Source organism: Paraburkholderia sp. BL25I1N1 (assembly GCF_003002025.1).
Lineage (GTDB): Bacteria > Pseudomonadota > Gammaproteobacteria > Burkholderiales > Burkholderiaceae > Paraburkholderia.
In genome coordinates, this window is the sequence record NZ_PVZB01000003.1 from 282,831 (window position 1) to 296,142 (window position 13,312).

The 13,312-nt window shown below is 58.6% G+C and carries 19 protein-coding genes; 10 read left to right on the plus strand and 9 right to left on the minus strand.

The window, feature by feature from the left end:
- Positions 1 to 5 precede the first annotated feature (5 nt).
- Positions 6 to 317, minus strand: coding sequence for a hypothetical protein (locus B0G73_RS06105; RefSeq protein WP_012428971.1), 312 nt, complete (start codon positions 315 to 317; stop codon positions 6 to 8).
- Between the two features lie 391 nt (positions 318 to 708).
- Positions 709 to 1,146: a DUF1801 domain-containing protein gene (locus tag B0G73_RS06110; protein ID WP_106278918.1), complete on the minus strand. Its 438-nt coding sequence runs from the start codon at positions 1,144 to 1,146 to the stop codon at positions 709 to 711.
- A gap of 344 nt (positions 1,147 to 1,490) precedes the next feature.
- Here B0G73_RS06110 and B0G73_RS06120 point away from each other — a divergent pair, with 344 nt between their 5' ends.
- A complete protein-coding gene (locus B0G73_RS06120) occupies positions 1,491 to 1,742 on the plus strand; it encodes a hypothetical protein (RefSeq protein WP_106278920.1) in 252 nt (83 codons plus the stop codon).
- Between the two features lie 12 nt (positions 1,743 to 1,754).
- Here the strand turns inward: B0G73_RS06120 and B0G73_RS41850 are convergent, their stop codons facing one another.
- Positions 1,755 to 2,081 carry a substrate-binding domain-containing protein gene (locus tag B0G73_RS41850; RefSeq protein ID WP_106278923.1) on the minus strand — a complete coding sequence of 109 codons (327 nt, stop codon included), beginning with the start codon at positions 2,079 to 2,081 and terminating at the stop codon, positions 1,755 to 1,757.
- 101 nt (positions 2,082 to 2,182) lie between these two features.
- Here B0G73_RS41850 and B0G73_RS06130 point away from each other — a divergent pair, with 101 nt between their 5' ends.
- A complete protein-coding gene (locus B0G73_RS06130) occupies positions 2,183 to 2,629 on the plus strand; it encodes an SRPBCC family protein (RefSeq protein WP_106278925.1) in 447 nt (148 codons plus the stop codon).
- Between the two features lie 15 nt (positions 2,630 to 2,644).
- Here the strand turns inward: B0G73_RS06130 and B0G73_RS06135 are convergent, their stop codons facing one another.
- Genes B0G73_RS06135 through nthA form a run of 3 tightly spaced genes read right to left on the minus strand, consistent with a single transcriptional unit; the run spans position 2,645 to position 4,342 of the window.
- The gene (locus B0G73_RS06135) at positions 2,645 to 3,013 is read right to left on the minus strand and encodes a nitrile hydratase accessory protein (RefSeq protein WP_106278926.1); all 369 of its coding nucleotides are present in this window, start codon (positions 3,011 to 3,013) and stop codon (positions 2,645 to 2,647) included.
- Positions 3,006 to 3,677 (minus strand): nitrile hydratase subunit beta, encoded by a 672-nt coding sequence (nthB, locus tag B0G73_RS06140; RefSeq protein ID WP_106278928.1) that lies wholly within the window; start codon positions 3,675 to 3,677, stop codon positions 3,006 to 3,008. The genes B0G73_RS06135 and nthB overlap by 8 nt, the downstream gene beginning before the upstream one ends.
- Positions 3,674 to 4,342, minus strand: coding sequence for a nitrile hydratase subunit alpha (gene nthA, locus B0G73_RS06145; protein WP_106278930.1), 669 nt, complete (start codon positions 4,340 to 4,342; stop codon positions 3,674 to 3,676). Before nthA ends, nthB begins: the two co-directional genes overlap by 4 nt.
- A gap of 232 nt (positions 4,343 to 4,574) precedes the next feature.
- On the opposite strand from nthA, the gene B0G73_RS06150 reads away from it, so the two are divergent.
- The 3 genes from B0G73_RS06150 to arsC are packed head-to-tail and all read left to right on the plus strand — an operon-like array spanning position 4,575 to position 6,402.
- On the plus strand, positions 4,575 to 4,901 hold the full coding sequence (locus B0G73_RS06150; protein ID WP_106278932.1) for a helix-turn-helix transcriptional regulator: 327 nt from the start codon (positions 4,575 to 4,577) through the stop codon (positions 4,899 to 4,901).
- On the plus strand, positions 4,898 to 5,983 hold the full coding sequence (arsB, locus tag B0G73_RS06155) for an ACR3 family arsenite efflux transporter (protein ID WP_106278934.1): 1,086 nt from the start codon (positions 4,898 to 4,900) through the stop codon (positions 5,981 to 5,983). Before B0G73_RS06150 ends, arsB begins: the two co-directional genes overlap by 4 nt.
- Entirely contained in the window at positions 5,980 to 6,402 is a 423-nt protein-coding gene (gene arsC, locus B0G73_RS06160) for an arsenate reductase (glutaredoxin) (RefSeq protein WP_106278935.1), read from the plus strand. Before arsB ends, arsC begins: the two co-directional genes overlap by 4 nt.
- A gap of 22 nt (positions 6,403 to 6,424) precedes the next feature.
- Here the strand turns inward: arsC and B0G73_RS06165 are convergent, their stop codons facing one another.
- From B0G73_RS06165 to B0G73_RS06175, 3 genes are all read right to left on the minus strand, one after another.
- Positions 6,425 to 6,880 carry a hypothetical protein gene (locus tag B0G73_RS06165; protein WP_106278937.1) on the minus strand — a complete coding sequence of 152 codons (456 nt, stop codon included), beginning with the start codon at positions 6,878 to 6,880 and terminating at the stop codon, positions 6,425 to 6,427.
- Positions 6,881 to 7,039: 159 nt separating this feature from the next.
- Positions 7,040 to 7,807: a hypothetical protein gene (locus B0G73_RS06170; protein ID WP_106278939.1), complete on the minus strand. Its 768-nt coding sequence runs from the start codon at positions 7,805 to 7,807 to the stop codon at positions 7,040 to 7,042.
- A 435-nt stretch (positions 7,808 to 8,242) separates the two neighbouring features.
- Positions 8,243 to 9,154, minus strand: a complete 912-nt coding sequence (locus tag B0G73_RS06175; protein ID WP_106278941.1) for a LysR family transcriptional regulator — start codon at positions 9,152 to 9,154, stop codon at positions 8,243 to 8,245.
- Between the two features lie 24 nt (positions 9,155 to 9,178).
- Between B0G73_RS06175 and B0G73_RS06180 the strand changes: the two genes are divergently transcribed.
- The 5 genes from B0G73_RS06180 (at position 9,179) to B0G73_RS06200 (ending at position 13,216) form a co-directional block, all read left to right on the plus strand.
- A complete protein-coding gene (locus tag B0G73_RS06180; protein ID WP_258193197.1) occupies positions 9,179 to 10,117 on the plus strand; it encodes an aldo/keto reductase in 939 nt (312 codons plus the stop codon).
- Positions 10,118 to 10,158: 41 nt separating this feature from the next.
- Positions 10,159 to 10,971 carry an SRPBCC family protein gene (locus B0G73_RS06185; protein ID WP_106278943.1) on the plus strand — a complete coding sequence of 271 codons (813 nt, stop codon included), beginning with the start codon at positions 10,159 to 10,161 and terminating at the stop codon, positions 10,969 to 10,971.
- Positions 10,972 to 11,323: 352 nt separating this feature from the next.
- Complete coding sequence (locus tag B0G73_RS06190; protein WP_106279173.1) at positions 11,324 to 11,950, plus strand: bifunctional 2-polyprenyl-6-hydroxyphenol methylase/3-demethylubiquinol 3-O-methyltransferase UbiG; 627 nt, start codon at positions 11,324 to 11,326, stop codon at positions 11,948 to 11,950.
- A gap of 144 nt (positions 11,951 to 12,094) precedes the next feature.
- Positions 12,095 to 12,577: a GNAT family N-acetyltransferase gene (locus tag B0G73_RS06195; RefSeq protein WP_106278945.1), complete on the plus strand. Its 483-nt coding sequence runs from the start codon at positions 12,095 to 12,097 to the stop codon at positions 12,575 to 12,577.
- A 105-nt stretch (positions 12,578 to 12,682) separates the two neighbouring features.
- Complete coding sequence (locus B0G73_RS06200; protein ID WP_106278947.1) at positions 12,683 to 13,216, plus strand: GNAT family N-acetyltransferase; 534 nt, start codon at positions 12,683 to 12,685, stop codon at positions 13,214 to 13,216.
- Positions 13,217 to 13,312 lie beyond the last annotated feature (96 nt).

A 13,312-nucleotide genomic window follows, 5' to 3' on the forward strand; every position in this document is an offset into this window, starting at 1 on the left:
CCAGCCTATGATTTGCCCTTGAGCGTGAATGGAGCCAGCAGCGACTGCACATCGATCTGCCGCCCCTGAAGCAGAAGCAGCCTTGCGTGAAGCACCGTGTTTTCAAGAACCAGCTTGGCGGTGCTCAGCAGGTACAGCGCATGGATGTCGGACACCGACATGTTGCCGGCCTCGACCTGGTGGTGGCGCTCGACGAGCGAGGTCATCACCAGACGCCTGAGCTCCTGCTCTCCGAAAGGAAGGTCGGCGTAGTCGATCGGGTCGTCGGCTTCGACTTCTCGCAGCATGTCAACAAGCGCTTCCGTGCTCACTTCCATGTTTCGGCTCCCACGTTGTCGGTTAGGAACTGCATCGCCAGATTGCTTCGTGCAATGCTCTCAGACTAACGGGTCTATTTGGGCGAGTCCAGTGCGAATGCGAGGCAACGCGCATAGCTGATCAGGTCGTACTGCGCGCCCGACGTGTGGTCAGCGTCAGCGCGACGCTCCAGACAAGCGCCGCCAGCAACGACAAACCGATCGCCAGGCGCTCGAAAAACACTTCGGCATTGTGCGCGATGGGTGCGAGACGTCAGCGTCGCTTCCCAAAACCGACAACACGGATGAGCGATCCGCGTTCGCGTGATAACGTCTAGCGGGAGCCACCGCAATCGAACCGGCGCAACACGGCACTGTGTTTTCCGCTCGAAGGTAGCCAACGGCGCCACCTTCACCCCGCTTTACTTTTGACCACTTTCGCTCGCGTGCTCGCGGACGTTTTGTTCTTCTTCAAATGAGTCTGGTTGTACGCAATCGCAGCGCGCACGAGATTCTTCAGCGCGCGCGCATTGACCTTATCGCCTTCCAGAAAATCGATGGCGCGTCGCGCGTTGCCTTCGAGACCCGCGTTGAATAGCTTGTCAGGATCATCGAGGCCGGCCCCATGCGCAAAGGTAACCTTCACCTTCCCTTTGTGCGCGTTGGCGACCGCGATCATGCCGTCCCGGGACCACACCGGGCTACCCATCCATTTCCATTCCTCGATGATCTCCGGGTCGGCCTCAAGGATGACCTTGCGGACACTAGCGAACGTTTTGCCACGCCAGTCCGTTAGACCCGCAATCAGTTCGTCGATCCGCTCCGATGCATTTACTAATTCCTCATTCATCGATTCTGGTCCCCTTTAATGCCGCCACAATCGGAATGAATGGCTGCATCATTAATCGTCTGGAATATAAGCACTGAGATCGCGTGCGAGTCAAGCGGGATACGGCGCGCCGTCCTTATATACGAACCGGCCGTCGACGGCGGCACTCATCATGCCGATGTCGGAACAGGTTAGGTCACGTGTCGTTTGAAGACTCGCGGGAGGAAAGTCGCAAGTGCGCCAATCCGCAGCGGGACATGCCGATCGATTCTCTACGATTTCCCGCGACCTGTCGAATCAGGAAATCAGCGCGTGTGCATCGCTGACAATTGGTATCCTGTCAGACCGAACCCACGGAACATGCGATGACAAAACCAAAAAAACTCGCGCTTCTCGCGCTGGCATTCACGCTGTTCGGCTTGTACAAGTTATTTGTCGTTTTCCAGGACATGCAAACCGGCTGCATCCAGTTTCAGACTCATCGAACCTGCAGCTACGAAAATGCGGAGAATTTCCAGGGCATGCTCGATCTCGAACTGATGTTCGCGTGCGCTTGGGCCGCGGGTGCAGTGGTCTGCTGGATGGTCGCCGCGCAGGCGCAAAAAAAGGAACGGTGAATCGTTCGGCATTTACCGGAACGCAGGCTTTATCCCCTGACTCAGCTTGACTTGATCGCACTGCGACAAAGCCAGAAAAGAGAAGAACGCCATCGCGGCATCTTTCCGCCGGGATGCCATACGTATGCCGGCTGAGAAGACGGTTACGATCTGAACGTCCGCAGGCATAGGACCCGTCACATGGATGCCTGGCAAGCGCATCAAGTCACTTAACTGCTGAAAACTCAACTCGACGTCCCTGCGTGCGACCAGCGCGCCGACCGGAACACCGGGCGGGGCCCGCACAATGGGCCACACCGAGGGAGTAAGCTTGCCGTCGACTGCGAGTATGAACCGCACAACGCCTGAGGGTTTTTCCTGATCTCAACCTGCGTCGATACCGGCGTCGTCGGATCGTCGTAGGAGTATGTCCAACTTCTGTAATGAAAGGAGCACACACCATGGCTACCGGAACGATCCACCTCCACCGAGTCTTGCGTGCCACGCCCGAACGCATCTATCGCGCCTTCCTCGAACCGGATGCGATAGTCCGGTGGCTTCCGCCGTACGGTTTCACCTGTCAGGTACACCACATGGATGCAAAGGTCGGCGGCGCCCATAAGATGTCTTTTCGTAACTTCGGCACCGGCCACAGCCACTCGTTCGGCGGCGAGTATCTCGAACTGGTGCCGTTCGAGAAAATCCGCTACTCGGACCGATTCGACGACCCGAATCTGCCGGGCGAGATGCAGGCCACCATTTCATTGCGGCAGGTGTCGTGCGGAACCGAACTCACCGTTTTGCAGGAGGGCGTGCCCGAGGTCATTCCTGTGGAGATGTGCTACCTCGGTTGGCAGGAGTCGCTTGTTCAACTAGCGAGGCTCGTCGAGCCTGTGATTGCTGATTGACGACGCACGCGCACCCTACCCGAGTTCGATCGGCTGCCCATGCGGCGTACGGCGCGCTGCTGCGTCCCACGCGTCGCGGCGACGCAAAAGCGAGTCGTCGGTTACGAGTCCCTTGATCGCGCTGATGCGCTCCAGTGCAGTCAGCCAATGCGAGTAGTAAGTGTCGCCGTGGTCCGCGTCGCCGGCGGCTTGCGCGTCGCGAATTGCCTCGTTCAGGCACGCAGCCCACTCGCCCCAGCTGAACATGCCGCGCTCGTGCAACGCCAGCGTCATCGCAAACGCCTGCGCTTCCCACGGTGCGTTGAAAACCGGCCCTGCGTCGTCGCAAGGCAGTGCTGGCAACGCGGCGCGCAGTGCGGGCAGTTTAGTTCGAGCGTCAGTCATCGCGGGTAGAAGGCACCTCGAGATAGGGTTCCCAGCAGTCGACGCACACCGACGCCGCCGTCGTATCACTCCCCCACAACTCCGCACCGTCGAAGCGCACCGTGTAGAGCCATTGCGGCTGCTCGCCGAGGCCGATCGCATTGGCGTCGGGAAAAACGTGCGCGCCGTGCACGGCGACAATGCGCCCGCGTTTGCCCCGACAATAACGCGGCAAACGAGTGTGCGAGGAAGGATTGATTTGCCGGGCCCGCACTCCATCGCCGATTGCAAACTTGGCTTCCACGGTTGCGGGCCGATCGACGGGACTGCCGCGGAACAGCGCCGCCGATACATCTTTAGCCATCAACACGCGCGGAACCGGCACCGCTGGAGTCGTCGACTCGCCTGATTCGATTTCGCCGGCCGTGGCCAGACCTGTACTCAGGATGAGTTTCTTCAAACCCTCGAACCAGATCTGGTAGTAGCTACTAGAAAGGTATTGCGCTGGCGGCAAACTCTCCCGCGCCGCGCGCGACATGTCGATGTTCCACTTGCCGGTCGCGCCCATGGCGATCGTGGTCGCGTGGACTCTTCGCTCCCAGTCGGCGTGAAACGGCGAAATGTCTTTATCGGGGTATATCGGACCGAAAGACTGCATGCCACCGAGGTCCTGCGCGCCGTTCATGGTGTCCCCCTTGTCGAATCAGGAGTCTTCGGCAATCCAGTGCCGATCATCGAATCGCGCGTGACCAGTTCGGCTAGCGCCTCTTCGGAGAAGCCGTCAGTTCCTGGCGGCTGCATAGGCAAAACGAGGTAGCGAACTTCAGCGGTGGAATCCCACACGCGGAACTCGACCTCCGCGGGTAATTCGAAGCCGAACTCCTTCAGTACACCACGCGGATCGATGACGGCACGCGAACGGTATGGCGCCGATTTGTACCACACCGGCGGCAGTCCGAGCACAGGCCACGGGTAGCACGAACACAATGTGCAGACCACCATGTTGTGGATCGTCGGGGTGTTCTCCAGCACGATCATGTGCTCGCCCTGCCGGCCCGCATACCCGAGTGACGCGATCGCCGCGGTGGCATCGTGGAGCAGCCATTGTTTGTACGCCGGATCACGCCACGCCTTTGCAACCACACGGGCACCGTTGCGCGGCCCGACTTTGTGCTCATAGGTTTCGACGAGTGCGTCCAGCGCCTGCGGATCGACATAGCCTTTTTCGACCAGCAGAGACTCCAGAGCACGAACACGCAGATCCATTTCCGACAAAGCACTGCCGTGATGGTCGTGCGTGTGGGTGTGCGGGTGCGGGTGGGGATCGCCATCAGGATCGTTACCGTTCATCGCCGTTCACCGCGAGCAATAAAGGAGAAAACAAGTATGGTTCGCGCGGAGACCAAATGCAATCTCGGTTAAGTCAAGCGCGCGCGCGGGGTCGTCCAGTGAAGTTCAGCCGACCATCGCCTGCGCAATGCCAATAAAACCTACCCTTCATGTGATCCGCTTCAGCCGCGATGCCCACAGCATCATTTCAACAATACTTGAAATGTAAAAGCGAGACGCGTATCGTTCGGTCATGAACTCGAACCTCGTGGTACGCGCCCTCGGCGCGCTCGCTCATGAATCTCGCCTGGCGATTTTCCGCCTGCTGGTTGTCGCTGGGAAAGACGGCATGGCGGCCGGTGAAATCGCGCAACAGCTGGGGCTCTCGCCGTCCAGCCTGTCCTTTCATCTCAAGGACCTGACGCATGCTGAAATGGTGACGCCGCGGCAAGACGGCCGTTTCGTCATCTATTCGGCGAATTTCGAATCCATGACGGATCTGATCGGCTTCCTGACGGAAAACTGCTGTGCCGGCGCGACGTGCAGCGCGACGGATCTTCCGGGCTGCTGCGAAAAATGACCGGTACTGTCACGACCATTCGCGGCGCGCAACCCGCGATCGGGTTCTTCGAGCGTTACCTGACCGTGTGGGTCGCGCTGTGCATCGTATGCGGCGTCGCACTTGGACAGTGGCTGCCTCTGCCGTTTCAGGCGATCGGCCGTATGGAAGTGGCGCAGGTCAATCTTCCGGTCGGCGTGCTGATCTGGGTGATGATCATTCCGATGCTGATCAAGATCGATTTCACCGCCATGACGCAGGTGAAAAGCCAATGGCGCGGCATCGGCGTCACCTTGTTCGTGAACTGGCTCGTCAAGCCGTTTTCAATGGCGCTGCTCGGCTGGATTTTTATCCGGCATGTCTTTGCGCCGTGGCTCCCCGCCGCTCAACTCGACAGCTATATCGCAGGCCTCATTCTGCTGGCAGCGGCACCCTGCACGGCTATGGTGTTCGTCTGGTCGCAGCTTTGCAAAGGCGACCCGTATTTCACGCTCTCACAAGTGGCGCTGAACGACTCCATCATGATCGTGGCCTTCGCGCCGCTGGTCGCGCTTTTGCTGGGTCTGTCAGCCATCACGGTGCCGTGGGACACGCTGATTACATCAGTCGGTCTGTACATCGTCGTTCCGGTCATCCTCGCCCAGTTACTGCGGCGGCGTCTTCTGACCAGGGGCAACGCCTATTTCCAGCACGTAATCGCACGTCTCGGCCCCTACTCGATCGGCGCGCTGCTCGCCACACTCGTGTTGCTGTTCGCCTTTCAGGGACAGGCCATTGTCGGCGAACCGCTGGTCATCGCCATGCTCGCGGTACCGATACTGATTCAGGTGTTTTTCAATTCTGGACTCGCCTATCTGCTGAATCGCCGGCTTGGCGTTGCGCATTGTGTGGCGGGTCCTTCGAGCCTGATCGGCGCGAGCAATTTCTTCGAGCTGGCGGTCGCCACGGCGATCAGTCTGTTCGGATTCCACTCCGGTGCCGCGCTCGCTACCGTTGTCGGCGTGCTCATCGAAGTGCCGGTGATGCTGCTGGTGGTCGGCGTCGTCAATCGTTCGCGGCACTGGTACGAGACGAGCCATAGCGTGAAAGGGGAACGTGTATGAACGTCACGATCTATCACAATGCGGATTGCGGCACTTCGCGCAACACGTTGGCGATGATTCGCAATGCCGGCATCGAGCCTGAGATCATCGAGTATCTGAAGAACCCGCCGGATCGGGACACGCTGAAGGACCTGATCGAACGCGCGGGCCTTACCGTGCGAACCGCGCTACGGGAAAAAGGCACGCCCTACGACGAACTCGGCCTCGCTGATACAACGCTGAGCGATGAGCAGTTACTCGACGCGATGCTGGCCCATCCAATCCTCATCAATCGTCCGATTGTCGTCACGCCGCTCGGCGTGCGCTTATGCAGACCTTCCGAAATCGTGCTCGACATCCTGCCCGCCGGGCAGCAAAGCGCGTTTGCAAAAGAGGACGGCGAACAGGTGACCGATAGTACCGGACGAAGGGTACGTTAACGCTGGAGTGACAATCCGGCCGTTACTGACCCGACGCATGTGACCTGAGAAACGCCACATAGCCGTTCTGCGTCTTGAGGATTTTCTCGGCGCACTCGTCGTAGTCCGAACCCTTCGCATTCTCCGGCCCGTACATACCGCGGCATTGCGCAAAGAGCGTCAAGGTCGCACCCGCACCTTTTGCGGCGCGGGTCGCGGAAAAGGCAACCTTGCCTGAACCACTGGGCACATCGGTGTCGATTGCGACCGTGTCCGCGCGCGTGACGGCCGTATCGGAATGCTGCTCAATATAGCGTTTCGTCAGCGCCCAGGCGGCGTCGCAGTTCGCCGGTTGGCAATCGACTGCCGCATTGCGTTGCGCGGCGGCAAGGTTGGTTTCGTTGTGGAGGAACTTCTGTTCCTGCTGCTCCTGCTTTTCGGCAGACGAGCAAGCGGTCAATACAAGCGCGGCGAGCGCACATGCGGCGGTCTTTTTCACGAGTAACTTCCTCTGGCCATGTTCGAGCGCGATTATAGCTGCGCGCAGGAAGCGTTCGCAGATCCGCCCGAGCGTTCCACGTCACGTCACCCGCCTTGCTGTTCCTCCTTCGATTCGCCACCGGCAACTCCAGCTAACTCGGCGGAAACTCCTTGGGCGCTAAGGCTTAGGTAACGACTGTGCGGTGCTGAGCAGATTTTGAGGTGCGACGCGGATAACACCGTTACGCGGGCTATCAATGTCCGCAATCAACAGGAATGAAAGAGACACCGTGAGCGGCATGACCAGAAGGAAGCGTTTTTTCACATCCGTATGTGTTACTCCATATCCCACGAGCAGATTGGCGAACAATCCAATCACGATCATGAGTATCCACGCGGCCGCCGGGATGCGATTCCACCAGGCCGCCTGCGTGTAGCCCTGGGCGTTGATTACGTCGTTCATGCCTGCGACAACAAGTGCGCTAAGCGGGTTGGGCTGTTTGACCGCGCCGCCCCTGGCAGCGGCCCACAACTTGTTTTGCAGATCGGCGGTGGCCGTATTGATCTGCTCGACCCGATTCAGATCGCGGGTCTGGTAGTACTCGACACGCATCATCAGATATTGAGCGAGGAGCGAGCGTATCTCGGCCGCTTCGCTTGAGGCCAGGAGGTCGGCACGAATGAACTCGGTTCCAATCGCGTTGGCTTCTTCCTCTTCGAGGTTTTTCCGCTGGTCGTAGCGGCCCACCGCCATCGACAGGCTGAAGCCGATGACAAGCGCGAGCAATGTCAAGGTCGCCGACTGGACGAGCTTGAAGTCGTCGCGCGTGTCTTCATCGATTGGCATGCGTGAGCGCAGAAACCGGCTACCAATCCACGCGGCCATGGACATGAGCACGAAGGAGACGACGAACAGGATGATTGGATGCCTGACCAGTTGCTGCATGGGTTGCTTCCTTGTCTTGTGTTTGGTCTGCCGGGCCAGGTCGAGCAATCTATGCGTTCCGACCTTGCCCGGAAAATGAACTGCAAGCCAGCCGCGGAAAGAACTTGAAAAACTGGAACGCGTGATCGCACTGGAGGCCCCAACGAATGCCGGGACTTCAATCGAGGCATTCTGGAAGCAGCGTCACCTGCTTGCCATCTTCACCTTACTATGAATCGCTTCATCCGGTCACCCACGCTGAACGAGCTAATCCAGTCTAGGTGATCCGCGTGTTTTCACGCAAGCCCGGTCGATTTAGGGCCTAAGCGTTACCGCTCATCGTTCGAGACGCGCAGTCACCTACGCAATCAAGCAACTGACCGGGACTGTCATGCCTTTACGCAGCGAACGTTTGCTTTCCAGCAGACCAGTGCCCGGTCATGTACTTCATCAATTTCATTGCCTGCGAGCGACTAAATTGGCAACGCAGAAGTCGATGAACGTGCGTACCTTGGCCGGCAAATGCTGACGAGAGGGATATAACGCATAAAGCGGAAAACGTTCGTCGGGCCAGTCTGGAAAGAGCTCGATCAATTGACCGCTCCTCAACAAATCTTCGGCCCCAAGCTCTAGCACTTGAGCGATTCCTGCGCCGGCCACGCAGGCCCCGAGCATGGTGCCGACATCTGAAACAAGCAGATGACCTGCGGGCCTCACTTCGAGAACTTCATCGGCACGGCAGAATTGCCATTCAAATGGTCGTGCGGCTCCGGCGTTATAAAACAGGATTCGTTGATGACGCTCTACGTCGTAGGGGTGTTCCGGTCTGCCGTGCGCCTCGATGTAACCAGGTGAGGCAACCGTCAATACGCGGGTTTCGTCAAGCCGCCGACCCACGAAGGAGCCCACTGGAGGCTGGCCGAATCGGATCGCGAGGTCAAAGCCGTCAGCCACCAGGTCACCAACGTCATCGCGCATGATCAACTCAAGCGAGAGGTCTGGGTATCGATTCAAAAATCCTGCAAGCGACGGCGCCAAAGCGATCCGCGAAAAAAACGGGTCGACGTTCACTCGTAGCCTGCCGCGAACGGAGTCCTTGGAACCCGAAGCCCTGGCCGCGGCGTCTTCGATGCCGACCAAATGGGTGCCGACCTCGTCATAAAGACGCTGCCCGTCATCAGTTAGCTTGAGCGAACGGGTGGTTCGTTCGATCAGACGAACGCCCATGCGTTGCTCAAGGCGTTTCATCGCTTTACTTACGCCCGAGGGCGAAAGACCAAGCGCGTCTGCGGCACGTGTGAAGCTCCGACTTTCAGCGACCGCGGCCAATACCGTGATGCCGGAAAACAGCTGTCCGTCGAAGGTCATCGCAATCTCCAGATTCACACGTTTATGAATAAAGTCACAAATATTGTGACCGCGACCTACTTTATTCTATCGCGTGACGAAGCGATCCTTGCATCAAAGGAGGCCGATATGGTCCGTTTCCACCAAAGAGGATCGATCATGAAGACTATTTCTACGCAAGGTGTCGAGATTCCGCATCTCGGTTTCGGAACCTTTCGGATGCCGGGAGGCGGCTGCCAGCCAGTTGTCGAAAGCGCACTGAGTATTGGCTACCGCCATCTCGACACCGCCGCCATGTACGAGAACGAGGAAGCGGTAGGCGCTGCAATCTCGACTTCGGGACTTGCCCGACAAGAATTATTCGTTACGACGAAGGTCTGGCATGACCAGTTGAACCCCACGGCCATGCGGCGAGCATTCGACGCGAGCCTGGCCAAGCTGAAGCTTGACTACGTCGATCTGTACATGGTGCATTGGCCCGCCAAAGACATGAATATGGCGGCGACGATGGAAGCGCTGGCCGCGTTGCGCGAGGAAGGCCGAACCCGCGCGATTGGTGTATGCAACTTTAACCTGCCGATGATCCGCGAAGCGGTGAGCATCATGGGTGCGCCAATCGCGGCGCTGCAATTGGAATACCACCCGTTTCTCGATCAGTCCGCCATGCTCGCGTACCTTCGGAGTCAAGGCATTCCGCTGGTCGCCTACGCACCTCTCGCTCAGGGGCGCGCCACAAAAGACGAAACGCTTGAGCGGATAGGCCAGAAGCACGGCGCTAGCGCGGCTCAGGTGGCGCTTGCCTGGTTGCTGGAACAGGATGGTGTCGTCGCGATTCCCAAAGCGCAGCGGCTCGAAAGCCAGCAGTCGAACTTCGACGCGACCCGTCTAAATCTCGACGACGAAGACCGTCAGCAAATTGCCGCCTTGCCCAAGGATCAACGCTATGTACGGCCGCCATTCGAGCCAGATTGGGACGCAGAGTGAACACATGCCCGCTCCAGGGCGGGCAAACCTTCCCGAATCGAATGGACTCGATTCAACCCGCTAAAAAGGCGCATCGACGCTTAAGCCGTAAAGCGAAGATGCTGCCATGCACAGGAACCATGAAAATGTCATCCAATCGAGTAACCCACGTGGAGTTCGACAGTGTGGGCGACGATCTTAAATCGCGAATTTCGCACTCCGGCCGCTCAATTTTGCGCAGATCAATCGCGACTGCCGCCTCCGCTGCAGTACTTGTGGTTTTCGGCGTACTGCCGGGAAGCGCATCGGCCACCGATCAGCAGACGGCGACGGCATCAGCGAATCACTTTCCCGCACGGACCATGAGTGACGACCTCGCAAACCGCTCGGCTGAAATTCACTGGCCCAAAGGTTTCGAGCCAACGAACGCCGATCTGTTTTCGCATAACGAGACTCACATCGACGCATCTTGCGAGCGCGTGTGGGTTCACATCGTCGACGCAAATGACTGGCCCAAGTGGTATCCGAATTCACACGATGTGCGGATCATCGGGCAAACGGATGATCCGAAAAAGTCGGCGCTCGGAGCGCAAAGCGTGTTCCGTTGGACGACATTCGGATTGCCACTGGAAAGTCGGATCAACGAATACACGCCTTACTCGAGAATTGGCTGGTACGGCTATGCGCCCGGCACCGCACCGAGCTTTTATCACACCTGGAATCTGAAGCCGCAGGGCAATGGCTGCCTTGTAGTGATGGACGAAGTTGGCAAAGGACCCGATGCCACCAGATTGCGAGAGACCGATGAAGCCTTGATGCACCGCGGGCATGATCTGTGGCTGGCGACGCTCAAGTGGGTATCGGAAAGCGATTGAGTTTGAGCTTGCATGTCCGCTGTCGAGAAGGTCAAACGGCCGTGGTGAGTCGGGTTTGGCTCGACGGGCGACGCACACCTGGGCGGTGCCGGCGGCTGGAGTTTCGTCGATGCAGGACGCACGTGGCGGATCGCGCTAGCGGTCAACGCGCAGGTGGCCGCTTCTCCTTGCTCCAGGCTCGGGCCGAGCGCTGGCATCTGCATCCGCGACACTGCACGCGGGCGAATGCAAACCGAAATCTTACGGCGCGGCCGGCGAGCGGTCGCTTGTCGGCCAAGGGCGAACGTTGGACGTCGCAGGCCAGATTGGCGACAATCGGCACTGTGCGAGAACGCGACATGTGGAGTCGGTGGTGTCCATCAACGTGAGCGGAACGGAGGGCTACGCTGAGAACGCGCAATCTCTCATCGAGCAATGGCAGGAAATCTCGTTTGAGAACAGCCATAGGCCCGTCATGCATCTTTTGCCGATACCTCCGGCCTACATTCTTGACGTCGGCGCCGGTATCGGAACCGATGCCGCTGCGTTAGGAGCCATGGGACATACCGTTGTGGCCGTAGAACCAGTGGACGCGTTGCGCGTCGCAGGAATCAGGCTGCATTCCTCTTCCCGGATTCAATGGGTTGACGACAGCCTGCCGGATCTGATGTTTGTACGTTCCCAATGTAGAAAATTCGATCTGGTGATGCTCTCCGCCGTTTGGATGCATCTGAACGAAGACGAGCGTCGTCGGGCGATGTCGACCGTCAGCTTCTTGCTGCGAGAAGGTGCGATGGTGGTGATGTCGTTGCGTCACGGCCCAATCCCCGAAGGACGTCGAATGTTTGAAGTTTCAGCAGCAGAGACCATTCGGTTAGCAAGTGCGCACGGCTTCAGTACTGTGCTAAACATCCGGACCCAATCCATCCAACGAGGAAATCAGCGGGCTGGTGTGACCTGGAGCCGGCTCGCCTTTGTCAAACGGAGCGGACTAGATTAGCGTAGGCCCCTTCCATCGGCGGTGGTCAACGATGAGCCGGCCTTCGACTTCAAACTGCAAACTGCAAACTGGTGACGATCGGCTCCGCTCGATGCTATTCGCACAAGAATTAGGCCTCACGAAAACTTTGACCGGAGCTTCCCAATGAACATCGCCTTTACGGATACAACCGCGTCCGATGCCGACACGTTGGTCGCCATTCGTATCGCCGCGATGCGCGAGAGTCTGGAGCGTATCGGCCGTTTCGATCCGCAGCGTGCTCGCGAGCGCTTCCTGGCGTCATTCGATCCTGCGCTTTGTCGATTCATAGAGATCGATGGCGTGCGGTCGGGCTTTATCCTTATTCGCCCGCAGGCAGACCACTGGCTGCTCGACCACCTGTACATCCTGCCGGAGCATCAAGGAAAAGGAGTCGGCGCAGCCGTCTTGCGGGACGTGTTCGCGCGCGCCGACGCGCAACGCCTGCCAATCCGGGTCGGCGCTTTGCGTGGCAGTGATTCAAACCGCTTCTACCAGCGGCATGGATTCGTACAGACGGACGAGGGAGAATGGGATGTCTACTATGTGCGTCAGCCAGTCGAACCGAAGGTATTGCCGAAGGCAATCACGCGTCACCAGCTCGAGTGAACACCACCGGGCTTACAACGCCGTGGCTTCAGCAGGGAGGCGGCAGAGGTCCGCTGGATGATTTTCAATTGGTGAATATAAACAAACCTCGACGGAGGACTTGAGATGCTGCTGCGGCCGACAGAAATTCAGATTGAATCAACCCGGCTCCTGATCAAACCGTTCTCGGCCAGCGACGCCGATGCGACGTTTTCATGCATCACCCCTTCGCTCACCCGTCACATGGCATGGGACCCGCCGGCATCCCGGGATGATTTTGACGATGTTTGGCGGTCCTGGATACCGACGATAGCCGATGGGTCAGACTATGTATTCGCAGTGCGTCAACACGCTGACGGGAGTTTCCTTGGGTTGGCCGGACTTCACCGCGTACATACCGCGAGCCCGGAACTCGGCATCTGGATTCGTGAAGATCGTCATCGAAATGGCTTTGGTCGTGAAGCTGTAACGCTAGTTGCACGGTGGGCAACGCGAACCATTGGCGCTGAAAGCTTTACCTATCCGGTTGCCGAAGAGAACCGCCCCAGTCGGCGCATCGCCGAGTCGTTGGGAGGCGTCATTGTGGAAAACCGCCTGACGCCGAAGTACATGTCCGTGGTCTACCGAATTCCTCGCCAGCCGGTGACGAACGACGTATAGGTGGTTCGGTTCGGCCTTCGCATCGACCTCCGTCGCCCATGAACAACCAGTCGACATAGCTCCGCGAATTGCCGGCAATCGCAACCCGAAGCGTCG